Source organism: Pseudogulbenkiania sp. NH8B (assembly GCF_000283535.1).
GTDB lineage: Bacteria > Pseudomonadota > Gammaproteobacteria > Burkholderiales > Chromobacteriaceae > Pseudogulbenkiania > Pseudogulbenkiania ferrooxidans.
Genome location: NC_016002.1, coordinates 720,907 through 743,629 on the forward strand (window position 1 = coordinate 720,907; position 22,723 = coordinate 743,629).

22 protein-coding genes are annotated in these 22,723 nt (G+C 65.2%); 10 read left to right on the forward strand and 12 right to left on the reverse strand.

What is annotated here, in order from left to right; all coding sequences use genetic code 11:
• Positions 1-459: 459 nt before the first annotated feature.
• On the reverse strand, positions 460-1,248 hold the full coding sequence (locus tag NH8B_RS03440; RefSeq protein WP_014086031.1) for an inositol monophosphatase family protein: 789 nt from the start codon (positions 1,246-1,248) through the stop codon (positions 460-462).
• Between the two features lie 141 nt (positions 1,249-1,389).
• On the opposite strand from NH8B_RS03440, the gene NH8B_RS03445 reads away from it, so the two are divergent.
• Together NH8B_RS03445 and NH8B_RS03450 are read left to right on the forward strand one after the other, a co-directional pair.
• A complete protein-coding gene (locus tag NH8B_RS03445) occupies positions 1,390-2,154 on the forward strand; it encodes an RNA methyltransferase (RefSeq protein WP_014086032.1) in 765 nt (254 codons plus the stop codon).
• Positions 2,132-3,091 (forward strand): DUF1853 family protein, encoded by a 960-nt coding sequence (locus tag NH8B_RS03450; RefSeq protein ID WP_014086033.1) that lies wholly within the window; start codon positions 2,132-2,134, stop codon positions 3,089-3,091. The genes NH8B_RS03445 and NH8B_RS03450 overlap by 23 nt, the downstream gene beginning before the upstream one ends.
• Before the next feature lie 182 nt (positions 3,092-3,273).
• On the opposite strand, the gene fnr is transcribed toward NH8B_RS03450, so the two are convergent.
• Positions 3,274-4,029 (reverse strand): fumarate/nitrate reduction transcriptional regulator Fnr, encoded by a 756-nt coding sequence (fnr, locus tag NH8B_RS03455; protein ID WP_008953367.1) that lies wholly within the window; start codon positions 4,027-4,029, stop codon positions 3,274-3,276.
• A gap of 133 nt (positions 4,030-4,162) precedes the next feature.
• Between fnr and hemN the strand changes: the two genes are divergently transcribed.
• Complete coding sequence (gene hemN / locus NH8B_RS03460) at positions 4,163-5,572, forward strand: oxygen-independent coproporphyrinogen III oxidase (protein WP_014086034.1); 1,410 nt, start codon at positions 4,163-4,165, stop codon at positions 5,570-5,572.
• A gap of 71 nt (positions 5,573-5,643) precedes the next feature.
• Here the strand turns inward: hemN and NH8B_RS03465 are convergent, their stop codons facing one another.
• The 3 genes from NH8B_RS03465 to hmpA form a co-directional block, all read right to left on the reverse strand.
• Positions 5,644-6,627: a patatin-like phospholipase family protein gene (locus tag NH8B_RS03465; RefSeq protein WP_014086035.1), complete on the reverse strand. Its 984-nt coding sequence runs from the start codon at positions 6,625-6,627 to the stop codon at positions 5,644-5,646.
• Between the two features lie 387 nt (positions 6,628-7,014).
• Entirely contained in the window at positions 7,015-7,476 is a 462-nt protein-coding gene (locus tag NH8B_RS03470) for an RrF2 family transcriptional regulator (protein ID WP_008953364.1), read from the reverse strand.
• 57 nt (positions 7,477-7,533) lie between these two features.
• Positions 7,534-8,751, reverse strand: a complete 1,218-nt coding sequence (hmpA, locus tag NH8B_RS03475; protein WP_014086036.1) for an NO-inducible flavohemoprotein — start codon at positions 8,749-8,751, stop codon at positions 7,534-7,536.
• A gap of 164 nt (positions 8,752-8,915) precedes the next feature.
• On the opposite strand from hmpA, the gene NH8B_RS03480 reads away from it, so the two are divergent.
• Positions 8,916-9,128, forward strand: a complete 213-nt coding sequence (locus tag NH8B_RS03480) for a hypothetical protein (RefSeq protein ID WP_008953362.1) — start codon at positions 8,916-8,918, stop codon at positions 9,126-9,128.
• A gap of 37 nt (positions 9,129-9,165) precedes the next feature.
• On the opposite strand, the gene queF is transcribed toward NH8B_RS03480, so the two are convergent.
• Both queF and murJ read right to left on the reverse strand, forming a co-directional pair.
• Positions 9,166-10,005, reverse strand: coding sequence for an NADPH-dependent 7-cyano-7-deazaguanine reductase QueF (gene queF, locus NH8B_RS03485; RefSeq protein WP_014086037.1), 840 nt, complete (start codon positions 10,003-10,005; stop codon positions 9,166-9,168).
• A 55-nt stretch (positions 10,006-10,060) separates the two neighbouring features.
• Positions 10,061-11,593, reverse strand: a complete 1,533-nt coding sequence (murJ, locus tag NH8B_RS03490) for a murein biosynthesis integral membrane protein MurJ (RefSeq protein WP_041702813.1) — start codon at positions 11,591-11,593, stop codon at positions 10,061-10,063.
• A 128-nt stretch (positions 11,594-11,721) separates the two neighbouring features.
• On the opposite strand from murJ, the gene rpsT reads away from it, so the two are divergent.
• A complete protein-coding gene (gene rpsT / locus NH8B_RS03495) occupies positions 11,722-11,988 on the forward strand; it encodes a 30S ribosomal protein S20 (protein WP_008953359.1) in 267 nt (88 codons plus the stop codon).
• A 114-nt stretch (positions 11,989-12,102) separates the two neighbouring features.
• Positions 12,103-13,182: a phospholipase A gene (locus tag NH8B_RS03500; protein WP_014086039.1), complete on the forward strand. Its 1,080-nt coding sequence runs from the start codon at positions 12,103-12,105 to the stop codon at positions 13,180-13,182.
• A gap of 9 nt (positions 13,183-13,191) precedes the next feature.
• Here the strand turns inward: NH8B_RS03500 and NH8B_RS03505 are convergent, their stop codons facing one another.
• Genes NH8B_RS03505 through fabI form a run of 3 tightly spaced genes read right to left on the reverse strand, consistent with a single transcriptional unit; the run spans position 13,192 to position 16,069 of the window.
• Positions 13,192-14,346: an acetate/propionate family kinase gene (locus NH8B_RS03505; RefSeq protein ID WP_014086040.1), complete on the reverse strand. Its 1,155-nt coding sequence runs from the start codon at positions 14,344-14,346 to the stop codon at positions 13,192-13,194.
• Positions 14,343-15,278, reverse strand: a complete 936-nt coding sequence (locus NH8B_RS03510) for a phosphate acetyltransferase (protein WP_008953356.1) — start codon at positions 15,276-15,278, stop codon at positions 14,343-14,345. The genes NH8B_RS03505 and NH8B_RS03510 overlap by 4 nt, the downstream gene beginning before the upstream one ends.
• A 14-nt stretch (positions 15,279-15,292) precedes the next feature.
• Positions 15,293-16,069 (reverse strand): enoyl-ACP reductase FabI, encoded by a 777-nt coding sequence (gene fabI / locus NH8B_RS03515; RefSeq protein WP_014086041.1) that lies wholly within the window; start codon positions 16,067-16,069, stop codon positions 15,293-15,295.
• Between the two features lie 242 nt (positions 16,070-16,311).
• On the opposite strand from fabI, the gene NH8B_RS03520 reads away from it, so the two are divergent.
• The 3 genes from NH8B_RS03520 (at position 16,312) to aspS (ending at position 19,259) form a co-directional block, all read left to right on the forward strand.
• Complete coding sequence (locus NH8B_RS03520) at positions 16,312-16,557, forward strand: FmdB family zinc ribbon protein (protein WP_008953354.1); 246 nt, start codon at positions 16,312-16,314, stop codon at positions 16,555-16,557.
• Positions 16,557-17,180 (forward strand): DUF502 domain-containing protein, encoded by a 624-nt coding sequence (locus NH8B_RS03525; RefSeq protein ID WP_008953353.1) that lies wholly within the window; start codon positions 16,557-16,559, stop codon positions 17,178-17,180. The genes NH8B_RS03520 and NH8B_RS03525 overlap by 1 nt, the downstream gene beginning before the upstream one ends.
• 276 nt (positions 17,181-17,456) lie before the next feature.
• Positions 17,457-19,259 carry an aspartate--tRNA ligase gene (aspS, locus tag NH8B_RS03530; protein ID WP_014086042.1) on the forward strand — a complete coding sequence of 601 codons (1,803 nt, stop codon included), beginning with the start codon at positions 17,457-17,459 and terminating at the stop codon, positions 19,257-19,259.
• Positions 19,260-19,356: 97 nt separating this feature from the next.
• Here the strand turns inward: aspS and NH8B_RS03535 are convergent, their stop codons facing one another.
• On the reverse strand, positions 19,357-20,571 hold the full coding sequence (locus tag NH8B_RS03535) for a cytochrome P450 (protein ID WP_014086043.1): 1,215 nt from the start codon (positions 20,569-20,571) through the stop codon (positions 19,357-19,359).
• A gap of 589 nt (positions 20,572-21,160) precedes the next feature.
• Between NH8B_RS03535 and NH8B_RS03540 the strand changes: the two genes are divergently transcribed.
• Positions 21,161-21,778, forward strand: coding sequence for a peroxiredoxin (locus NH8B_RS03540; protein ID WP_014086044.1), 618 nt, complete (start codon positions 21,161-21,163; stop codon positions 21,776-21,778).
• A 95-nt stretch (positions 21,779-21,873) separates the two neighbouring features.
• On the opposite strand, the gene NH8B_RS03545 is transcribed toward NH8B_RS03540, so the two are convergent.
• A complete protein-coding gene (locus NH8B_RS03545; RefSeq protein ID WP_014086045.1) occupies positions 21,874-22,443 on the reverse strand; it encodes a DJ-1/PfpI family protein in 570 nt (189 codons plus the stop codon).
• Between the last annotated feature and the right edge of the window lie 280 nt (positions 22,444-22,723).

A 22,723-nucleotide genomic window follows, 5' to 3' on the forward strand; every position in this document is an offset into this window, starting at 1 on the left:
GCGAAGGCGGCACGGGGATGTCTGATACGGTGGTGCCCGAAGACATTCACAGCTTTTCGGCCAACCTTGACGAGTTCTCGCCCACGCTGTCGTCTCACCGACCCAAATCAACCCAATTGTTACGCCAGTAGCAGGTCCCCCTTCTGCCGTGCCGCCGGGTGGCTTTGTCGAGGTTTTAAGCCGCCGGCTGTTTGAGCGATTCGATGCTAGCGAATCGCGAGTTCCGGCGGTGCCTCGACAAAGCCGGGCCCCGGCGGGAAGCCGAAGGCCACGGCGGTGGGGGTCGCCTTTGGGGGTGAAGGGGGAATTTGGCGATGCAAATTCCCCCTTCCCGTCCGCCGGGCGGAACCGGCAACCCCACACCCTCACCAACAATATCGAAAGAAAAAAAGAGGAAAAAAGCTCAAACAACAACGCCCCGGCGAGCGGGGCGTTGCAATGACATCATCGGCAGAACGGTCAGCCGACGTGCGGCGCCAGCGTATGCAGCAACTGCGCCAGCACCTTCGGGCTGCCGGCCACGATGTCGCCGGATTCCAGCCAGCCATCCTCGCCCTTGAGGTCGGTGACGATGCCGCCGGCTTCCTGCACGACCAGGCTGCCCGCCGCGATGTCCCACGGCTTCAGGTTGAGTTCCCAGAAGCCGTCGACGCGGCCGCAGGCCACGTTGCACAGGTCGAGCGCGGCCGAGCCCTCGCGGCGCACGCCGGCGGTTTTGCCCAGCACGTCCTTCAACATGCCCAGGTACTGGTCGATGTAGCTCTGGTCGGTCACCGGGAAGCCGGTGGCGATCACGCATTCGTTCATGGCGATGCGCTTGGAGACGCGGATGCGGCGGTCGTTGAGGAAGGCGCCGACGCCGCGCGAGGCGGTGAACAGGTCGTTGCGGTTGGGGTCATACACTACGGCCTGCTGGATTTGACCCTTGTGCATCAGGGCGATCGACACCGAGTATTGCGGGTGGCCGTGCAGGAAGTTGGTGGTGCCGTCGAGCGGGTCGATGATCCACTCGAACTCGGCGTTGCCCAGGCCTTGGGCGCCGGACTCTTCTGCTAGAATCCCATGCTTGGGGTAGGCGTCGAGAATGGTCGAGATGATGGCCTCTTCGGCGGCGCGGTCGACTTCGGAAACGAAATCGTTGTGCTGCTTCTTCTCGACGCGGATGGTGTCGACGTTGTGCGACGCGCGCTGGATGACGCTGGCGGCGCGACGGGCGGCTTTCACCGCGACGTTGAGCATGGGATGCATTGACGGCCTCTAGTAAAGACAACTACCCCGGCCTTCCCGGTAGGGAAAATCGTAGTAGGAAACAATCTGGGTTAAGGAACGAAAAAACCCGGCTCATGGACGGGCTTTTGATAAGCCGTCTATTTTAATGCGAAATGGCGAATGAAGAAACCCGAAGTCCCTGATTTTTTGAAGAACATTCGTGTGGTGCTGGCGCGACCCAGCCATCCGGGCAATATCGGATCGGCAGCGCGGGCGATGAAGACCATGGGGCTGTCGCGGCTCTACCTGGTCGAGCCCAAGACCTTCCCCAGCCCCGAGGCCGACACGCTGGCCTCCGGCGCGGTCGACCTGTTGCAGCAGGCCGTGGTGGTCGACACGTTGGCCGAAGCCTTGTCCGGTGTCACCGTGGCCTGCGCCCTGACCAGCCGCCGCCGCGAGCTGACCACGCCGCTCTCCACCCCGCGCGAAACCACGCCGGAGCTGGTGGCGCGCGCGCGCGACGGCGAACAAGTGGCGCTGGTGTTTGGCAACGAGACCTTCGGCCTGTCGATCGACGAGGTCGAGCTGTGCAACCGGCTGGTGACCATTCCCGGCAACCCCGAGTATTTCTCGCTCAACCTGGCGATGGCGGTACAGGTGATGACCTACGAGCTGTTCAGCCACACTGGTGTCGACGTCGACTATCTGCGTGCCGATGCCGAGAGCGCCACGCGTGACGAGGTGGAGGGCTTCTGCGGCCACCTCGACCAGACCCTGGCCGATATCGGCTACTACGAGCGGCGCAACGGCGAGCGCTTGATGCGCCGCCTGCGCACGCTGTTCAACCGCGCCAACCTGCTGCGCGAGGAAATCGACATTCTGCGCGGCTTCCTCAAGCAGGTGCAGCGCGTGGCCCAGCGCGATGACGGCCGCCGCCAGCAGTAGCACCTTCTACCTGCCCTACGCGCACCCGGCGGTGCGCGACCTGGCCTTTCTCCTGACGGCGCCGGCGCCGTGGCTGACCGGCGCCGACATTCTGCCCGAGCGCCTGCTGGGCGACGCCGGACCGGCACTGTTGGCCGAACTCGACCGCGACCCGGCGGCGCTGGTGGCCTGGCTCGCCGCCCGTCCCACCACCCGCCTCGGCCGCTACGCCGAAAATCTGCTGGCGTTCTGGTTCGACCTCGCGCCGCACATCGAGTGCGTGGCGGCCAATCTGCAGGTACAGAATGGCGAGCTGCGCACCATTGGCGAATTCGACTTCCTGCTGCGCATCGACGGCGAGCCGTGGCACCTCGAAACCGCCAGCAAGTTCTACCTGATGCTGGGAGAAGGTCGCCATACCCTGGTCGGCCCCAGCCTGCGCGATGCCTGGGCGCTGAAGGCGGCCAAGTTGCAGGATCAGCTCGCGCTGTCGCGCCACGCCGCGGCGCAACCCTTGTTGCCGCCCGGCTTCGTCGGCTGCCGCACCGCGGCCAGGCTGGCGGGCTGGCTGTTCTATCCCCATGCCGTGCTGCTCGAGCCGCCGCTGGCCCCCGACCTCCTCACCGGCTGGGCGCGCCCGCTGTTGGCGCCGTGGCCGCGGCGCTCGCTGGCGTCGCGCTGGGTGTGGTTGCCGCGCTTGCGCTGGCTGGCGCCGGCGCGGGTGGACGAGGCCGAGACGCTGGACGAGGACGCGCTGCGCCGCCACCTGGCGGCGGCAGAGGCGCCACAGCTGGTGGCCGAGGTCTTGCCGTTGGGGGGCGGGGACTGGGAGGAAGTGGCGCGCGGTTTTGTCTGCCCGCCGAACTGGCCGCCGCCGGCGCGACTGGCCGAGTTGCTCGACACGGTGCAGGAACTGGCCAATGGCAAGGCGGCAAGCGGGGGCGCTGAACGCCATTGATGCCGCGCTGGCCGGTGGGCCGCAGGACCGCGGAAGGGCTCAGAACCTGTTTACGATCTGCTGCGCTTCGGCGATACGGCGTTAAAACCGACTTCGGAATGCTCATTTACTACGTGTAAACTCCGCATCCTCAGCCGTTTTTGCCTTGTCTCGCTCTAGCTCGCGAGATCGTAAACAGGCTCTCAGTGGTTCGGCGTCGGGTGGGCGTTGGCGCAGCCGGCGACCAACTGCTTGAGCTGCTCGGGCTGCTCCAGCTGGATGTGCTTGTGGTCCACCGCGATCCAGCCCTGCTGCTGGAACTTGGACAGGGTGCGGCTCACCGTCTCCAGCTTGAGCCCCAGGAAGCTGCCGATCTCCTCGCGGCTCATGCGCAGGATGAAGTCGTTGGCGGCGAAACCGCGCACCGTCAGGCGCTGCGACAGGTTGATCAGGAAGGCGGCCAGCCGTTCCTCCGCCTTCATGTTGCCCAGCAGCATCATCACGTTGTGATCGCGCACGATCTCGCGGCTCATCAGCCGGTAGAAGTGGTGTTGCAGCGAAGGAATCTCCAGCGCCAGGTTCTGCATGCGGCTGAACGGCAGTTCGCACACCTCGCTGTCTTCCAGCGCGACGGCGTTGCAGCCGTGCACGTTGGCCGAAATCCCGTCCAGGCCCATCAACTCGCCCGACATGTGAAAGCCGGTGACCTGCTCGCGCCCGTCCTGGCTGGAGATGCAGGTCTTGAAGAAACCGGTGCGTACCGCGTACAGTGACTTGAAGCCCTCGCCGTTGCGAAACAGCGCTTCGCCACGTTTCAGGCGCCGGCTCTGGCGGATCACCGCATCCAGTCGCGTCATTTCCTCACGGTTCAGACCCAGGGGCAGACACAATTCGCGCAGCGTGCAGTTGGAGCAGGAGACCTTGAGGGCTTGCAGGGGAACAACAGTCGAGTCAGTCATGCGGCATGTCCGCTTCTGTTAAGTAAGCCTTGATGTTGGTCAAAGCGTTGGGCCTTGATGTCGGTCAAAGCGTTTCTGGGAGGTTTGCCGCAAATTTACCAGTCCACCACTGGTTTTTCCATCGCGAGACATCATGAACACCACCCACCCACCGTTTTCGCCCACACGTTGCGAGTTCGACCGCGCCCTGATTGCCCGTCTCGACGGCGCCGGCCCGCGTTATACCTCGTACCCGACCGCAGACCGCTTCACCGACGACTTCAGCGCCAAGGACTACCGTCATTGGCTGCAGCAGCGCAAGATCGGCGCCAACAGCCGTCCGATCTCGCTCTACGTGCATCTGCCGTTCTGCAACACCGTGTGCTATTACTGCGGCTGCAACAAGATCATCACCAAGGACAAGAGCCGCGCCGACCGCTACCTCGATTACCTGGAGAAGGAAGTCGGCCTGGTGGCCGACGTGCTGGGGCAGCGCGAAAAAGTGATCCAGCTGCACTTCGGCGGCGGCACCCCGACCTTCCTGTCGGATGAACAGCTGGAACGGCTGATGGGGATACTCCGGACCCGCTTCGAATTCTTGGCGGAGGGAGAATATTCCATCGAGATAGATCCGCGCAAGGTGACGCGCGATACCGTGCTGCATCTAGCGCGCCTGGGCTTCAACCGGATGAGTGTCGGGGTGCAGGATTTCGAGCCGCGCGTGCAGCAGGCGGTCAACCGCATCCAGAGCGAAGAGGAGACGCGCGTGGTGATCGACGCCGCGCGCGAGGCCGGCTTCCGCTCGGTAAGCGTCGATCTGATCTACGGCCTGCCGCTGCAGACCCAGGAGTCGGTAGCGGCCACGGTCGACAAGGTGATCGCCATGGGGCCGGACCGCATCGCGCTCTACAACTACGCCCATCTGCCGACGGTATTCATGCCGCAGCGGCGCATCAACGAGGCCGACCTGCCGCTGCCGCCGGTCAAGCTCGACATCCTGCAGCACTCGGTGGAACAACTGTCCGCCGCCGGCTACGTGTTCATCGGCATGGACCACTTCGCCAAGCCGGAGGACGACCTCACCGTGGCGCTGCGCCAGGGCCGGCTGCAGCGCAATTTCCAGGGCTACTCCACGCACGCCGACTGCGACATGATCGGCTTCGGCGTGTCCTCCATCGGCAAGGTCGGCCCCTGTTATAGCCAGAACGAGAAGGACCTCGAGGGCTATTACACGGCGCTCGACGAGAACCGGCTGCCGGTGCTGCGCGGCATGGTGCTGGACGGCGACGACATCCTGCGCCGCTCCATCATCCAGGCGCTGATGTGCCGCTTCGCGCTGTCGGTGGAAGCCATCGAGCAGGTGCACGGCATCAACTTCGCCGAGTACTTCGCCGCCGAGATGCCTGCCATCCGCGAGTTCCAGCAGCAGGGCCTGCTCACCTTCGACGGCGATTTCCTGATGGTCCAGCCCAAAGGCCGCTTCCTGATCCGCAACATCGCCATGGCTTTCGACCGCCACCTGCGCGAGCGCCAGACCAAGGCGCGCTACTCGCGCACCATCTGATTCTTTCCTTCGCCGCCACGGCCGCCTTGCGGTCGTGGCGCGCTCTTGCCGCGGCTCTTCGTCGCCCCGTGTCAGCCGATGCGCCGCCACAGCCGCATCGTGCTTTTTCTCCCGACTTCCGCACCGTGCTCTTGCAGCCAGGCCTGCGCCCGCTCGCGCCCGGCGGCAAACAACTGCTGCACCAGGCCGTGATGCGGCGTGAGCTTGCTCAGGCTGTCGAGCGCGCCGGTGGTGGCGTCCGCATCGATATGGTGCAGGCGCAGCTGGCGCAGATGCCGCTCCAGGCGGCCCAGGCCGAACAGGCTTCTGCCGGCTTCGCGCTTGGCGATGGCCAGCCCCTGCAACTCGGTATGCAGCGACGAGCCGAAGCTGATGTCGTTGAGGCGGCGCTCGACCTCTCCGGCCCGCCCGGGCGTCTCCTCCCACTGTTGCGGCACCAGCGTCACCAGCACGATATCGCGGGCGCGCCCCTGGTAGGCCAGCGGAAACAGCGGCGGGTTGGCGGTGAGGCCGCCGTCCCAGTAGGCTTCGCCGTCGATGTGTACGGTGTGGTGCAGCTGCGGCAGGCAGGCGGAAGCCAGCAGGTGCTCCACGCTCAGCTCGTGGGCATGGAACAGCTTGAGGCGCCCGCTGTTGACGTGGGTCGCGGCGATGAACAACTGGATCGGGGTGGTGCGCAGCCGGGCGAAGTCGATGCTGCTGGCGATCAGCTCGCGCAGCGGGTTGTAGTCGAACGGGTTGAGCTGGTCGGAGGTGAGGAAGTGCGACAGTTGCAGCAGCCCTTGCAGCGCCACGGGCGGGGCGTGCGCCGCCGGCCAGGGGTAGAGCGCCGACAGCCGTTGCCAGAACTGTCCCAGCGCCTCGCGCGCGCCGTCGTAACCATCCTCCATCCAGCCGTAGGCCAGCAGCGCCGCGTTCATGGCGCCGGCACTGGCGCCGCTCAGCGCGGCGGGGTGATAGCGGCGTGTTTCCAGCAGCCTGTCCAGTACGCCCCAGGTGAAGGCGCCGTGCGCGCCACCGCCTTGCAAGGCCAAGGCGATCTCAGTGGTCTTCATGGGTGTTCCCTTTCTCGAAGAAGCCAGCCTGCTACAGGCTAGGGCCGTTCTGTTGCGGGGATGTGTTGCCGGTGCATCTGCAACGCTGGGTGAGTGGTGGAGGGGCCGCTCAGGCGGGTCTGGGTGGTCATCGCATGGCGCCGACCCGGTTTAGGCAAGCAAACTTCCGGCCATGTTCCGCAGGTGGGGGCGATGTGTGGGGGATGCCGGCAGGGCAAAGTACGGCGGCCGGCGTGGCTAGTCCGTCCCGGGCGATCGCCGCGGCCCGGTGGCGGGGAGCGCACAGGGCCAGAGCGGCCGATGCAGGGTGGGGAGAGCGGTGTCCGGTGCGGTGTCGCACGGAGCGGCGCCGTGCCGGCGTCGAACCGGGTAGGGCGGCGGAGGGCGTTAGGAGACGGTGCCCGGCTCCAGCGGACGGGGCCGGCGGTGCAGGCGGACGATGGCCTCGCCGGTCGGCGCGGCGACGGCGGAGGCCAGCGTGAAGCGGTTGAGCGCCTCGAAGAAGGCGGTGAGGCCGACGTCCAGCGCCGACTTGAGCTGGCAGCCGCTGCGCAGCGCACAGGGCGGCTCGGCGCAGTCGATCAGGTCACTCATGCCTTCCAGCGTGCGGATGACGTCGCCCAGCCGGTAGTGATCGGCCGGGCGCGCCAGCGCCAGCCCGCCGCCCTTGCCTCGGGTGGTGACCAGCCAGCCCTGCTGTGCCATGAAGTGCACCACCTTGACCAGGTGGTTGCGCGACACGGCGAAGCGCTCGGCGATTTCCGGGATGGTGACCGGGGTGTCGCGTTCGCGGTGGGTCAGGTACATCAATACCCTGAGGCCGAGGTCGGTGAAGCGGGTCAACTGCATGATTCGTTCTGTCTCGAGTGATGCGGGCAGGATACCCCTCCCACCCGCGCGGCACAATCAGCCGGCTATGGTATGCGAGCCGAACACTTCGTAGTGGATGCGCCCGCCGTCCACCCCGGCCGCCAGCAGCCAGTCGCGCTGCGCCAGCATGAACGCCAAGGGGCCGCACAGGTAGTAGTCGGCATCCGGCAGCAGCACTTGCTCGCGCACGGCGCCCAGGTCGACGCGGCCTTGCTGGTCATAGTCTTCGCCCAGGCGATCTTCGGCGCCCACTTCTTCGTAGAACACCACCTTGCTGACGTTGTCGCATTCCGCCGCCAGCTGGTTGACGTGGCGCTTCATGGCGTGCACCGCACCGTTGCGGCAGCCGTGGACAAAGGCGACGCGGCGCGGGCTTCGCGTCAGCACCAGATGGTTGAGCATGGCGATCATCGGTGTCACGCCAACCCCACCGCTGATCAGCACGACCGGGGTGCTGCGTTCTTCGTGCAGGAAGAAGTCGCCACCCGGCGGGGCCAGTTCGAGCTGGTCGCCTTCGTGCACGGTGTCGTGCAGCAGGTTGGAGATGCGTCCGGCCGGGGTGCTGCCGTTGCCGGGTTCGCGCTTGACCGAGATGCGCAGGTAATCCTGGCCCGGTGCGTCCGACAGGCTGTACTGGCGCGGCTGCAGCAACCCCAGTTCCGGCACGAAACGCTTCAGCGTGATGTACTGGCCGGGACGGAAGCCGGGTACCGCGCCCTTGTCGGACGGGGAGAGGTAGAACGAGGTGATCTCGCTGCTTTCCGCCACCTTGCGGGTGACGGTGAAGCTGCGCACGCCGGACCAGCCGCCGCGGCTCAGCGCGCCGTCGGTGTAGAGCTGTTGTTCCGCCCCGATCAGCAGGTCTGCGAGCTGGCCGTAGGCCAGGCGCCAGGCTTCCAGCAACTCGTCGCTGGCGGCCTCGCCCAGCACTTCGCTGATCGAGGACAGCAGATGATGGCCGACGATCGGGTAGTGCTCGGCACGGATGCCCAGGCCGACGTGCTTGTGGGCGATGCGCATTACCACCGGCGCCAGTACCGAAGGATCGTCGATGTGTTCGGCGTAGCCCAGTACCGCCAGCGCCAGCGCCTGCTGCTGCTGGCCGGCCTCCTGTTTGGCCTGGTTGAACACGTGCTTGAGTTCCGGGTTGTGGCTGAACATGCGGCGGTAGAAATGGCTGGTCAGGGCGACGCCGTGTTCGCGCAGAACCGGTACGGTGGCTTTGACGAGTTCGCGGTGCTGGCTGCTGAGCATGTGAAGTCCTTATAAGTTGTCAAAAAAATACATCTTATCGGCGATACCTATATCAGCATGTTCTGATACTGGACGCGCCACCACTAAAGATGTATCAATAGTACATGTTTAAAAAGGGTGCTGTCACCTGGCACGTGCAGCGCCGTCGGCAAAAGGTGCGAATCATGCAACAAGGAATGGAACGTATTGCCCTGGTCACCATGCTGGTGTCGTTGTCGGTGTTCAGCGTCGGGGTCTACACCGCCTATTTTCGCGAAGCGGAGGTGGCGATGCCGCTGCTGATCGCCGCGCACCTGTCGCTGACGGTGGCGGCCGGCCTGTTCAAGGTGGGGGCGGTGGTGCTGATGGCCTGCCGCAAGGCGCGGCGGACGGCGTGACGAGGTTGGCCGAAGGGCTTCGGCCAACCTTGGGGATTTACTGGCGCGCGGTGCGCACGTTGGCCGGCGCCGGCTCTCCGCCATTGCTGCGGAAGGGATTGATGTCGAGGCCGCCGCGCCGGGTATAGCGCGCGTACACGGTGAGTTGCTGCGGCTGGCAGGCGCGCAGCACGTCGGTGAAGATGCGCTCCACGCACTGCTCGTGGAACTCGTTGTGCTGGCGGAAGCCGATCAGGTAGCGCAACAGGCTCTCGCGTTCGATGCGCGGTCCGATGTAATGGATCTGCACGCTGCCCCAGTCGGGCTGGCCGGTCACCAGGCAGTTCGACTTCAGCAGGTTGGAGCACAGCGTCTCGCTGACGATGTGCGACCGATCGGCCGAAAGCCGTGCCGGATCGGGGTGATAGTCGCTGACCTCGATGTCGAGGTCGTCGATGTACTCGCCGGCCAGCTCGTCGATCCGTTCCCGCGCAAAATCCTGCGGGCTCGTCAGGCTCACGACGACCGGGCCGCCGGCCGCGCGCGACAAGTCCAGCGCGAGTTGGGCCTGCAATTGCGCCATGCTGTCGAGCCGGGTCTGGTTGTAGCTGTTCAGGTAGAGCTTGAACGACTTTGACTCGATCAGGTTCGGGGTGTCGGCCGGGATGCGGAAGGTGGCGATCGCCACCTGCGGCTTGCCGCGGGCGTTGAGCCACGACAGCTCGTAGCCGGTCCAGATGTCGACGCCGGCAAACGGCAGCGCCGAGCCGTCCACGCCGATCTCGTCGCGCTTTTGCTGACGCGGGATCGGGAACAGCAGCTCCGGTGCGTACTGGTCCTGGTACTGCACGGTCTTGCCGAGCGGCGACTGTTCGGGGGTCTTGGTGTTGCTCGCCATCGTCTCGTTACTTTCCTTATTCCGGACAGGGCCAAGGCCGGCTCTGTCCCGTTGCTCAGTGTTCGCGGCGCATGAAATCGCTGGGTCGGAAACCCTGCGCGAACAGCAGGCCGAAATACATCGCCACCCCGGCCATGATGATGGCCGACAGCCAGCCCACGCGCTGCCACGAGTGGCCGTGCCAGTTGATCGGCAGCCACAGCGCCGCCACCAGCAGCGCCGCCATGCCGCCCACCGCCACGGCGAGGCGCAGCAGGAAGGAGCGCCAGCCCGGCTGCGGTTCATACACCCCCTGCTTGATCAGCAGGTAGAGCAGCAGCCCGGCGTTGAGGCAGGCGCCCAGCCCGATCGACAGCGCCAGTCCCGCGTGTTTGAGCGGAAACACGAAGGCCAGGTTCATCAGCTGGGTCAGCAACAGCGTGACGATGGCGATCTTCACCGGCGTCTTGATGTTCTGGCGCGCGTAGAAGCCCGGCGCCAGCACCTTCACCAGGATCAGCCCCAACAGGCCGATGGCGTAGGCGATCAGGGCGCGTTGCGTCATCAGCGCGTCGTGCGCCGAGAACTTGCCGTACATGAACAGCGTCGCGATCAGGGGCTGGGACAGCACCGCCAGGCCGACCGTGGCCGGCACCGCCAAGAGCAGCGACAGGCGCATGCCCCAGTCCAGCAGCTTGGAGTAGTCGTCGGCGGAATTGTTGGCGGCGTGCTTGGACAGCGACGGCAGCAGGATGGTGCCGAGCGCCACGCCCAGCACCCCGGTGGGGAATTCCATCAGGCGGTCGGCGTAGTACATCCACGACACGCTGCCGGAGGCCAGGAACGAGGCGAAGATGGTGTTGATCACCAGCGAGATCTGCGCGATCGACACCCCGAAGATCGCCGGTCCCATCTGCCGGATTATGCGCCATACCGCGGCGTCCTTCAGCGCCAGGCGCGGCCACGGCAGCATGCCCACCTGCTTCAGGTAAGGCAGCTGGTAGGCCAGCTGCAGGATGCCGCCGATGAACACCGCCCACGCCAGCACCAGCACCGGCGGGTGGAAGTAGGGCGCCAGCAGCAGGGCGCACAGGATGAACGAAATGTTCAGGAAGGTCGGCGTGAACGCCGGCACCGAGAAGCGGTTCCAGGTATTGAGCACGCTGCCGGCCAGCGACGACAGCGAAATGAACAGGATATAAGGGAAGGTGATGCGCAACAGCTCGACGGTCAGGTCGAACTTGCCGGTATCGTTGGCGAAGCCGGGTGCCGAGATCCAGATGATCCACGGCGCGGCCAGCATGCCGAGCACGGTGACCGCCAGCAGCACCAGCGCCAGCATGCCGGACACCGCAGCGAGAAAGTGCCGCGTCTCGTCCTCGCCGCGCTGCTGCTTGTATTCCGCCAGCACCGGCACGAAAGCCTGGGAAAACGCCCCCTCGGCAAACACCCGGCGCAGCAGGTTGGGGAGCTTGAACGCCACGAAGAAGGCGTCGGTAGCAAGCCCGGCGCCAAAGACGCGGGCGATGATGGCGTCGCGGACGAAACCCAGCACGCGCGACACCATGGTCATGCTGCTGACGGTGGCAAGAGCCTTGAGAAGGTTCATTGGGCGGAAAAACCGGTTGGGAGGATTTGCAAGCCGGCTAGTTTACGCGGGACGGATTGCTGTTGCAAAACCAGAGTATAGGGCTTAGAATCGCGGGTTTCAGATTCCGCTCATCAGGAGAAAGTTTCATGGCTAATAGCGCACAAGCTCGCAAGCGTGCACGCCAGGCTCTCAAGCAGCGCGCGCATAACGCCAGCCTGCGTACTGCGTTCCGTACCGCAGTGAAGAAAGTGATCAAGGCTGTTGAAGCCGGTGACAAGGCTGCTGCCAAAGACGTGTTCCAGGCTTCCGTTAAAGTGATCGACCGCATTGCCGACAAGGGCGTGTTCCACAAGAACAAGGCTGCTCGTCACAAGAGCCGTCTGTCCGCCCAGATCAAGGCCATGGCTGCCTGATCCGTCCGCAAGGACAGCGAATATGCAAAGGCCCCGCATCGCGGGGCCTTTTGTTTTTTGGAACCGTCGGCACCGGCAGGGGGTCATACCTTCTTTTTTTTGCCGATGACGCCCATGTCCATTCTGCGCTGGCTGCCGGGTTTGTCGCTCCTGCTGCCGCTGATGAGCCATGCCGAGAGCACCGAGGAGGCGCTGGGCCGATGCGCCGCCTTGCCCGCGGCCGAGGCACGGCTCGCCTGCTTCGACGCTGCCGCCACGGCGGCCCGGCCGCCTGCCACCGCCCTCGCCACCGCTCCGGCCTTGGCGGAGCCTGCCGTAAACACCACCGAAGCAATGCCCGCGCCTGCTGCCGTTCCTCCTGCAGCGGAAGAGCGTGCCGAGCCGGTGCCGGAGAGCACGGCGCTGGCCAAGCTGTGGGATCTGGATCAGGACGCTCCGCACCGTACCTTCCTGCTGCGCGGCCACCGGCCCTCGTATTTCCTGCCCGGCTGGTACCAGGTCGCTCCCAACACGGCCCCGTCCACGCCGACGCACGGCGCCACTGCGCAGGATCTCGACCACACCGAAGTCAAGTTCCAGCTCTCGTTCAAGAGCAAGATCTGGCAGAACGTGCTGGGCACGCCGGCCGACCTGTGGTTCGGCTATACCCAGCAGTCGCACTGGCAGCTCTACAACAAGCCGCAGTCGTCGCCGTTTCGCGAAACCGACTACGAACCCGAAGCCATGGCCAGCCTGCCGGTCGATTGGTCCGTGCTGGGCTGGCGAGTGCGGCTGTTGGGCGCCGGCTTCGTGCATCAGTCCAACGGCCAGAGCGACCCGTTGTCGCGCAGCTGGAACCGGGTGTACGGCATGCTCGGCATGGAGCGCGGTCCGCTGACGCTGACGGCGCGCGTGTGGCAGCGGCTGCCGGAGCCGGTAGAGAGCGACGACAACCCCGACATCCTGCGCTACTACGGCTATGGCGACCTGCAGGCCCAGTATCGCTGGAACGACCATACCCTGGCGGCGCTGGCGCGCTACAACCCGTCGTCCGGCAAGGGGGCGCTGCAACTGGGCTGGACCTTCCCGCTCGCCGGCCGGCTGCGCGGCTACCTGCAGTACTTCAATGGCTACGGCGAGAGCCTGATCGACTACAACCACCGTAACCAGGGCATCGGCTTCGGCCTGATGCTCAACGACTGGGCGCAGGGCTGACGGCGGCGTTCAACCCAGCAGCAGGGCGGCGCTGCGCAGCATTTCGCCTTCCTCGTCGGTGGGAATCATCCAGGCGCTGCGCGGGCTGGCCGACGTCGTCAGGCGGCGCGCTTGCGCCAGGTTGGCCGAAAGATCCAGCTCGAAGCCGAGCCAGGCCAGCTGCTTGACGACGCGGGCGCGGATTTCCGGCGAGCGCTCGCCGATGCCGGCGGTAAAAATCACCGCGTCCAACCCCTTCATCGCCGCCGCCAGCGCGCCGATTTCCCGGACCACGCGGTAGCAGAACAGCTCGACCGCCTCGCGCGCCGCCGGCACGTGGCTGGCGAGCAGTTCGCGCATGTCCGCCGACAGTCCCGACACCCCCAGCAGGCCCGAGTTCTTGTAAAGCTCGCGCCGCACCTCGGCCACCCCCATGCCCTCGTGCTCCATCCAGTACAGCAGCACTTCCGGATCGAGCGCGCCGGGGCGGGTGCCCATCAGCAGGCCGTCCACCGCGGAAAAGCCCATGCTGCTGGCGACGCTGCGCCCCTGCACCATGGCGCAGGCACTGGCGCCGCTGCCCAGGTGACACACCACCACCTTGGCTTCGGCCAACCCCAGTTCGGGCAGGCGGCGCGCGATGGCGGCGTAGGAGAGGCCGTGAAAACCGTAGCGCCGTACCCCTTCGGCATGCCAGTGGCGGGCGATGCCGAAACGCGTCGCCACCTCCGGCTGGCTGGTGTGGAAGGCGGTGTCGAAGCAGGCGATCTGCAGCAGCCGCTCGTCCAGCGCGGTGAAGGCATCGATCACCGCCAGGCTCACCGGCTGGTGTAGCGGGGCGAGTGCGACGAATTCCTCCAGTCCGGCGCGCACCTGCGGCGTGAGCCGGACCGGTTCGCTGAAGCGGTGGCCGCCGTGCACCACGCGGTGCACTACCGCCGCGACCGTCATCTGGCGGTCGGCCAGGGCGTTGATCACCGCCGCCACCGCCAGGTCGCGGCCGTTGCCGGCCAGCTCCTGTTGCAGCAGCGGCAGCCCCTTGCCGTCGGTCAGCGTCAAGCGCCCGCCGTCCTGGCCGAAGTGCTCCACCAGCCCCTTGACCAACAGGCCGTGGCCGTCGGCGCCGTAGGCGCGGAACTTCAACGTGGCCGAGCCGGCGTTGATCGCCAGGTGCACTTTCTTCATGCCAGCGGCTCCCGCCTTTGCTTGCCGTGCGCCAGCAGGTTTGCCACCGCAGTGGAGGCGAGCCGGCCGTTGGAGTCGTCGGCGCGGCTGGTCAGCACGATCGGCACGCGCGCGCCCATCACGATCCCGGCGGAGGCGGCGGCGGCGAGGTAGGACAGCTGCTTGGCCAGCATGTTGCCGGATTCCAGGTCGGGCACCAGCAGGATGTCCGGGTCGCCCGCCACCGGCGAGACGATGCCCTTGGTCGCCGCCGCCTCGCGCGAGATGGCGTTGTCGAAGGCGAGCGGGCCGTCCAGGATGGCGCCGGTGATCTGGCCGCGGTCGGCCATCTTGCACAGCGCGGCGGCGTCGATGGTGGAGCGCATCTCCGGGTTGATGGTCTCCACCGCCGCCAGGATCGCCACCTTGGGGCAGGCGATGCCCAGAGCATGGCACAGGTCGATGGCGTTCTGGCAGATGTCGCGCTTGGCGGTGAGGTCGGGCTCGATGTTGATCGCCGCGTCGGTGATGAACAGGTAGCGCGGGTAGCTCTCCACCTTCATGATGAACACGTGGCTGATGCGGCGCTCGGTGCGGATGCCGCTGCTGCGCGCCGTGACCTCGGTCATGAATTCGTCGGTGTGCAGGCTGCCCTTCATCAGGATGTCGGCGTAGCCGTCGCGCACCAGCGCCACCGCCTGCTCCGCGGCGGCGTGGCTGTGCGGCACGTCGATGGTTTCGAAGCGGGTGAGGTCGACGCCGAGTTCCTCGGCCAGTTTCTTCAGCTTGGCCTGCGGCGCGATCAGGATCGGCCGGGCGATGCCGTGGTCGGCGCTCTCCACCGCGCCCATCAGCGCCTCGCGGCTGCACGGATGCGCCACCGCCATCGGCAGCGGTCCGAGCTGCTCGGCTTGTTGCAGGATATCGTCGAAGGCTTGATCGTCATGCGTCATGCTCGGTGTCTCTCTCAGGCCATGATGTGGTAGCCGCCGTCGACATAGAAGGTGTCGCCGGTCAGCGAACGCGCCGCGTCCGAAATCAGGAAGGCGCAGGTCTGGCCGACGTCCTCGATGTCCACCAGGCGGTTCTGCGGCGCGCGCGTGATGGCGTCGTCGATCAGCTGGTCGAAATGGGCGATGCCGGAGGCGGCGCGGGTCTTCAGCGGCCCCGGCGATACCGCGTGCACGCGGATGCCCTGGCTGCCCAGTTCGTGCGCCAGATAGCGCGTGACGCTCTCCAGCGCCGCCTTGACCGGTCCCATGATATTGTAGTTCTGCACCACTTTGTCGGCGCCGTAATAGCTCATGGTGATCAGCGTGCCGCCGTGTTTCATCAGCGCTTCGGCCAGGCGCGCGGTTTCGATGAAGGAATAGCACGATACCTGCATCGCCTGCTGGAAACCGGCCAGCGACACGTCGGTGACGCGCCCGTGCAGATCCTGCATCGGGCAGAAGGCGATGGAGTGGATGACGAAGTCCAGTTCGCCCCACTGCTGGCCGATGGCGTCGAACACCGCGGCGAGCTGGCCCGGCTGTTCCACGTCGAGCGGCAGCACCAGCGGCGACTCCAGCGTGTCTGCCAAGGGGCGTACGTATTTTTCGGCTTTGTCGTTGAGGTAGGTGACGGCGCACTCCGCTCCCAGCGCCTTGAGCACTTTGGCGCAGCCGTAGGCGATGCTGTGCTCGTTGGCGATGCCGATGATCAGGCCTTTCTTGCCGGCGAGCGGTGACTGGATGTTTTTCATGAGCTTCCCTTTTTCCTCTGAGGCGTTCAGACCACAGCTTCGCCGTGTGGGATTGCGGTGGTGTGACGAAACAGTATTTTTGTGTTGCACTGGCAGTCAGATATAATCACCCGTTTGTGAACAGCTGCTTGCGTTGCGGAGGGAATGTCCCCATCTGAGCGGAAGCCAGTACTGGCAAGCGTTCACTGTAGCAAGAAACATGCCGTCTATGCCATTGTCAATGGCAGGTGAAGGAGAGAAACATGCCGATTTATGCATACCGTTGCGATGCCTGTGGGGTTGCCAAGGAACACCTGCAGAAAATGAGCGATGCGCCGATTGCCGCTTGCCCCGAGTGCGGCAGCCCTGACTACCGCAAGCAACTGACGGCGGCCGGGTTCCAGCTCAAGGGTTCGGGCTGGTACGCCACCGATTTCAAGAACGGCAGTTCCTCGGCGCCGGCCGGCGGCCACAGCTGCGGTACCGGCGGCTGCGGTAGCTGCAGTTGATGCCGCGTCTGCAGCTTAATTTCAAGGGGCACCTGGTCACGGGCCTGCTGATCTGGCTCCCGGTGGCGGTGACGCTGTGGGTGCTAAACCTGATCGTCGGCACGCTGGACCAGACCCTGACCCTATTGCCGGAGCACTGGCGTCCGGAAGCCCTGATCGGGTTTCACATACCGGGCCTGGGCGTGCTGCTGTCGGTGTTGATCCTGCTTGGCACGGGCATGCTCGCCGCCAACGTGCTGGGTCAGCGCCTGTTCAGCTTCTGGGATGCACTGATTTCGCGCACCCCGGTGGTGAAGTCCATCTACAGCAGCGTCAAGCAGGTCAGCGACACGCTGCTGTCGGATTCCGGTCAGGCTTTCCGCCAGGCCCTGCTGGTGCAGTTTCCGCACCAGGGCTCCTGGACCGTGGCGTTCCAGACCGGCACCCCGGCCGCCGACGTGGCTTCGCACCTGGACGGTGAGGAATACGTCAGTGTGTACGTGCCGACCACGCCCAACCCGACTTCGGGCTATTTCATCATGGTGCCGAAGAAGGACACGCGCGAGCTCGAGATGAGTGTGGACGCCGCGCTGAAGTACGTGATTTCCATGGGGGTGGTTGCGCCCCCAGGCAAGGATGAATAAGAGCCCATCTCATTAGGCGGCTGCACCTGTGCATCTTGAGCGCCAGCAGTACTGCGTGCGAATCCATCGCTGAGCAAATCCCTGCGTGCCAATCTTCGATTGGCTCAGCGAGAGATTTGCACACAGTGATTCGCTCAGCGATCAGGAATCCTCATGTACTGCGTGTACATTCCGGTTTCTGTGCGCTGGTGGCACTCAAGCTGCTTTGGCTCGCTCGCCTACTGAAATAGGCTCTGGGCCTTGATACCGAATTTTTACGATTTAATTCAGGATATTATGCGAACCAATTACTGTGGGCTGATTGACAAGGCCTATCTCGGCCAGACCGTGACGGTGAAGGGCTGGGTGCATCGTCGTCGCGACCACGGCGGCGTGATTTTCATCGACCTACGCGACCGTGAGGGTCTGGTGCAGGTGGTGATCGATCCGGATACCCCGGAAGCGTTCAAGACCGCCGACAGCGCGCGCAACGAATTCGTGCTGTCGATCTCCGGCATCGTGCGCGAGCGTCCGGCCGGCACCGCCAACGCTCACCTCGTTTCCGGCGAGATCGAGATCCTGGCCAAGGACATCGAGATCCTGAATGCGGCCGCCACCCCGCCGTTCCAGATCGACGACGAAAACCTGTCGGAAAACGTGCGTCTGACCCACCGCGTGATCGACCTGCGCCGCCCGGCGATGCAGAAGAACCTGCGCCTGCGCTACCGCGTGGCGATGGGCGTGCGCCAGTACCTCGACCAGCAGGGTTTCATCGACATCGAAACCCCGATGCTGACCCGCTCCACGCCGGAAGGTGCGCGCGACTACCTGGTGCCGTCCCGCGTGCACCCGGGCGAGTTCTTCGCGCTGCCGCAGTCGCCGCAGTTGTTCAAGCAGCTGTTGATGGTGGCCGGCTTCGACCGCTACTACCAGATCACCAAGTGCTTCCGCGACGAAGACCTGCGGGCCGACCGTCAGCCCGAATTCACCCAGATCGACCTGGAGACCTCGTTCCTGGACGAGGACCAGATCATGGACATCACCGAAGACATGGCGCGCCAGATCTTCCGCGACGTGATGGACGTGGAGCTGGGCGACTTCCCGCGCATGAGCTACGCCGACGCGATGCACTACTACGGCTCCGACAAGCCGGATCTGCGCGTCAGCCTGCAGTTCACCGAACTGACCGACCTGATGAAGACCGAGGAATTCAAGGTGTTCCGCGGTGCGGCCGACCTGCCTAACGGCCGTGTCGTGGCCCTGCGCGTGCCGGGTGGCGCGGCGCTCTCCCGCAAGGAGATCGACGACTACACCCAGTTCGTTGGCATCTACGGCGCCAAGGGGCTGGCCTACATCAAGGTCAACGACAAGAGCAAGATCAGCAACGACGAGAATAGCGGCCTGCAGTCGCCGATCGTGAAGTTCCTGTCGGTGAACGCGCTGAACGAGATCATGGCGCGCACCGCTGCCGACAACGGCGACATCATCTTCTTCGGCGCCGACAAGGCCAAGGTGGTGAACGAGGCGATCGGCGCGCTGCGCATCAAGATCGGCCACGAGCGCGGCCTGGCGGGCGGCTACTTCGTCAAGGAATGGCGTCCGTTGTGGGTGGTTGACTTCCCGATGTTCGAGTACGACGAGGACGACGACCGCTGGACCGCCTGCCACCATCCGTTCACCAGCCCGAAACCGGGCCACGAGGACCTGATGGACAGCAACCCGGGCGCGTGCCTGGCGCGTGCCTACGACATGGTGCTCAACGGCTGGGAAATCGGCGGCGGTTCGGTGCGTATCCACCGCGCCGAGATTCAGGAAAAGGTGTTCGCCGCCCTGAAGATCAGCCCGGAAGAGCAGCAGAACAAGTTCGGCTTCCTGCTCGACAACCTGAAGTTTGGTGCTCCGCCGCACGGCGGCCTGGCCTTCGGTCTGGACCGTCTGGTCACGCTGATGGCCGGCGCCGAGTCGATCCGCGACGTGATCGCCTTCCCGAAGACCCAGCGCGCGCAGTGTCTGCTGACCAACGCGCCGGGCGCGGTGGACGAGAAGCAGCTGCGCGAACTGAACCTGCGTCTGCGTCAGAAGGCCGAGAGCAAGGCCTGAGCCTGTATCTCACCATGACAAACGGGAGCCTTGGCTCCCGTTTTTTTTGGTGCTTGTTGCTTGTGTCTGGACGTCGTGCCGGCGTACGGCGGTCGTCTCAGGCCTGGGGTGCGGGGCCGGCGGCTCGCTCGATCCACAACGGCAGCGAGGCGTAGCCGCTGGCCGGATAGCTCGCCCGCACCGGAGTCTTGCCTGCTACTGTTCCGATTCGCTCCGTTTGACTGAGCAGGGCTTCCATCACGATCTTCAATTCGAGCCGGGCCAGCGGAGCGCCGGGGCAGACATGAATTCCGGCGCCGTAGAGGAGGTTGTCGGCCGGATCGCGGTCAAGTCGGAATTCGTCGGCGTCGCCGAAGACGGTTTCGTCGCGATTGGCTGACGCCCATATCAGAGTGACGCGGTCGCCGGCTTTCAACTGGCAGCCGCCGATTTCCACATCCCGGGTGGCGATCCTGCGGTTGGCGATCAGGGGCGCATGGATGCGCAGGATCTCGTCGATGGCGGCCGGCAACAGCTCCGGCTGCTGTCGCAGCCGCTGCTGCAACTCGGCCCGTTCGGCCAGGTACTGGGTGAGAATCCCGACGCAGGAGGAAATGGTGGACAGCTCGCCGACCGTCCAGTTGCGCACGATGCAGACGATCTCGGCGTCGCTCAGTGTCCGGCCCTGCAGCGTTTCCCCGAGGAGGCGGCGGGTCACGTCATCGGGGGCCTGGTCACCCGCCGCCCGGCGGGCGTCGAGTTGCGCCCGGATGTAGCCGTCGAATTCGAGCGCGACGGCCGCCATGGCCGCGCGATCGGCCGCCAGGGTGGCTGCGCGATTGCGGTGGGTCCAGCGGCGCAGGGGGTCGTGCAGTGCCACCGGCCACCCCATGAAGGCGCACTGGATTTGCAGGGCGAAGTCCTCGGCGAATTGGCCCATCAGTTCCACTTCACCCGCCGACGGCAGCTCGCGCACCAGGTCGACGGCGATACGCCGGCACACCGGCTCGAATCGGGCCATGGCCTCGGGGGCAAAATAAGGATCGATCAGCATGCGGTAGGCCGTGTGCTCGGGTGGGTCCATGCCATTGGGGATTGAGGGATAGCTGGAAACCGCGTTGCTGAAGGTCTTGGGGTCGGTCAGGGCCTGCATCACATCGTCGTGGCGGAACAGCGACCAGTTCAGGTACTCGCTGTAGGCTACCGGGCAACGATGTCGCATATCGTCGTAAGCCCGGATTTGGTCCTGGAGGACGGCAGGGGCGCGGGCATCCCAGTCGGGGCTTGGCCGTTGCGCCCCGGCGTCCCGAGGCGGTGTCTGCTTTGTGTTCATGTGATCACCTTTCATTGCTGCGCTGAGTGGCGCCCGTCCGTCCCGACGGGGGAGCGGCATCGTCCATCGTGGAAGACTGGGGCTGCCGTGGCAAAGGGCCGGGTAAGGCGCCGGTCGGGCCTGGTTGGCTTCCCGAAACGCGCCCGTCGACGCTGTGTAATGTTGAGTAATTTACTCGGATATTCGGCCGCAGCATTGATGCCGGTCAACGCTGTCCGGATCACTCACGAATTGACCGGCGGTGTTACCAGTGTGACCTCGCTTGCCGTCACGCCGCCATGACCTTCGGGCAAGCCGTCCTTGCTACCCGTGCCCGGCGTCCTTTCCTGTCTTCAGGTGTGGACGTTGCGGTGGCCTGTTGCTCATGAGCGGAGGACCCGCCTTGGCGCCACTTGAAAAACCGCCGTGCGGGTACCACAACGATAAGACACCACTACGGTGGCCATTATGATTGGTATTCGCTATCGGTATGATATGGAATTCCAATTGGCGGCGACCGTTCACCCTGATTTATAAAACCCCGCATTGACGATGGCCGCCTGCCGCTGGTGGACGGTCCATCCTGTGATGACCTGAAAGGAGCAATTCCATGGCTGTACTGGTAGGCAAACAAGCCCCGTTCTTCGATTGTGCCGAGAAGACCTTCGCCGCGGTTCAAGGCGATGGCCAGATCGTTGAAAACTTCAACTTCAAGAACGCTACCGCCGGCAAATACGCTGTGGTGTTCTTCTACCCGCTGGACTTCACCTTCGTCTGCCCGTCCGAGCTGATCGCCTTCGATCACCGCCTGGAAGAGTTCAAGAAGCGCAACGTGGAAGTGATCGGCGTGTCCATCGACAGCCACTTCACCCACGCCGCCTGGCGCAACACTCCGGTGGACAAGGGCGGCATCGGCGCCGTTGGCTACACCCTGGTGGCCGACATCCAGCACGAACTGTGCAAGGCCTTCGACGTGGAAGCCGACGGTGGCGTGGCGTTCCGCGGTTCCTTCCTGATCGACAAGTCCGGCGTGGTGCAGCACCAGGTGGTGAACAACCTGCCGCTGGGCCGCAACATCGACGAAATGCTGCGCATGGTCGACGCGCTGCAGTTCTTCGAAGAGAACGGCGAAGTGTGCCCGGCCGGCTGGAGCAAGGGCAAGAAGGGCATGCAGGCGAGCCCGGAAGGCGTGGCCGCTTACCTGGCGGAAAACGCCAAGGACCTGTAATCCGCAACGCGGAACACGGACCACGAAAAACCCCGCAGCGTGCTGCGGGGTTTTTTTACGTCCGGGTGCGGTGCCGTGCGCGTGGACGCGCCGCCTCAGGGCGCGCCCAGCACGGCGGCGAACTGGGCCAGCCAGGCAGGATGGGCCGGCCAGGCCGGCGCGGTGACCAGGCGGCCGTCGGTGACGGCGGCGGTCATGGCGATCTCCATGTACTCCGCTCCGGCCAGCCGCACTTCGGGGGCGCAGGCCGGGTAGGCCGACACCTTGCGGCCGCGGATGACGTCGGCGGCGGCGAGCAGCTGCGCGCCATGGCAGATGGCGGCGATCGGTTTGCCTGCGTCGGCGAAGTGGCGCACCAGGCGCAGCACCTGGGCGTCCAGGCGCAGGTATTCCGGGGCGCGGCCGCCGGGCACCAGCAGGGCCTGGTAGTTCGCGGCGTCGATGTGGTCGAAGCTGGCGTTGAGGGTGAAGTTGTGACCCGGTTTCTCCGAGTAGGTCTGCGCGCCTTCGAAGTCGTGGATCGCGGTCTTGACCTGCTCGCCGGCCAGTTTGCCGGGGCAGACCGCGTCGACGGTGTAGCCCATCGCCTGCAGGGCCTGGAACGGGACCATCAGTTCGTAGTCTTCGACGTAGTCGCCGCAGATGATCAGGATGCGCTGTGCCATGTAGTTCTCCTTGGTGAGTGCCGCTCGGGCTTCTTCACTGTAGAAGGTAAAGTGCCGCGCCGGGTAGTCGGCGTGGCGAGGCGTCTTCACAGGGCCGGTTGGCCGAAGACAGGCTCAGAACCTGTTCACGATCTTGCTGCGCATCCCTGATCGGGGCTCATGTGCACTGCGTGCCAATCTTCGATTGGCTCAGCGATCGGGAATCCTCATGTATTCCAGTACATTCTGGTTCCTGCGCTGCTCTTCACCCCACTGAGGGCTGCTCGCGACAGATCGTGAA

Coding starts and splice junctions, on each gene's coding strand:
- NH8B_RS03440 (WP_014086031.1), bottom strand. CDS start 1,248: ATGCATCCCATGCTCAACGTCGCGGTGAAAGCCGCCCGTCGCGCCGCC.
- NH8B_RS03445 (WP_014086032.1), top strand. CDS start 1,390: ATGAAGAAACCCGAAGTCCCTGATTTTTTGAAGAACATTCGTGTGGTG.
- NH8B_RS03450 (WP_014086033.1), top strand. CDS start 2,132: ATGACGGCCGCCGCCAGCAGTAGCACCTTCTACCTGCCCTACGCGCAC.
- fnr (WP_008953367.1), bottom strand. CDS start 4,029: ATGACTGACTCGACTGTTGTTCCCCTGCAAGCCCTCAAGGTCTCCTGC.
- hemN (WP_014086034.1), top strand. CDS start 4,163: ATGAACACCACCCACCCACCGTTTTCGCCCACACGTTGCGAGTTCGAC.
- NH8B_RS03465 (WP_014086035.1), bottom strand. CDS start 6,627: ATGAAGACCACTGAGATCGCCTTGGCCTTGCAAGGCGGTGGCGCGCAC.
- NH8B_RS03470 (WP_008953364.1), bottom strand. CDS start 7,476: ATGCAGTTGACCCGCTTCACCGACCTCGGCCTCAGGGTATTGATGTAC.
- hmpA (WP_014086036.1), bottom strand. CDS start 8,751: ATGCTCAGCAGCCAGCACCGCGAACTCGTCAAAGCCACCGTACCGGTT.
- NH8B_RS03480 (WP_008953362.1), top strand. CDS start 8,916: ATGCAACAAGGAATGGAACGTATTGCCCTGGTCACCATGCTGGTGTCG.
- queF (WP_014086037.1), bottom strand. CDS start 10,005: ATGGCGAGCAACACCAAGACCCCCGAACAGTCGCCGCTCGGCAAGACC.
- murJ (WP_041702813.1), bottom strand. CDS start 11,593: ATGAACCTTCTCAAGGCTCTTGCCACCGTCAGCAGCATGACCATGGTG.
- rpsT (WP_008953359.1), top strand. CDS start 11,722: ATGGCTAATAGCGCACAAGCTCGCAAGCGTGCACGCCAGGCTCTCAAG.
- NH8B_RS03500 (WP_014086039.1), top strand. CDS start 12,103: ATGTCCATTCTGCGCTGGCTGCCGGGTTTGTCGCTCCTGCTGCCGCTG.
- NH8B_RS03505 (WP_014086040.1), bottom strand. CDS start 14,346: ATGAAGAAAGTGCACCTGGCGATCAACGCCGGCTCGGCCACGTTGAAG.
- NH8B_RS03510 (WP_008953356.1), bottom strand. CDS start 15,278: ATGACGCATGACGATCAAGCCTTCGACGATATCCTGCAACAAGCCGAG.
- fabI (WP_014086041.1), bottom strand. CDS start 16,069: ATGAAAAACATCCAGTCACCGCTCGCCGGCAAGAAAGGCCTGATCATC.
- NH8B_RS03520 (WP_008953354.1), top strand. CDS start 16,312: ATGCCGATTTATGCATACCGTTGCGATGCCTGTGGGGTTGCCAAGGAA.
- NH8B_RS03525 (WP_008953353.1), top strand. CDS start 16,557: ATGCCGCGTCTGCAGCTTAATTTCAAGGGGCACCTGGTCACGGGCCTG.
- aspS (WP_014086042.1), top strand. CDS start 17,457: ATGCGAACCAATTACTGTGGGCTGATTGACAAGGCCTATCTCGGCCAG.
- NH8B_RS03535 (WP_014086043.1), bottom strand. CDS start 20,571: ATGAACACAAAGCAGACACCGCCTCGGGACGCCGGGGCGCAACGGCCA.
- NH8B_RS03540 (WP_014086044.1), top strand. CDS start 21,161: ATGGCTGTACTGGTAGGCAAACAAGCCCCGTTCTTCGATTGTGCCGAG.
- NH8B_RS03545 (WP_014086045.1), bottom strand. CDS start 22,443: ATGGCACAGCGCATCCTGATCATCTGCGGCGACTACGTCGAAGACTAC.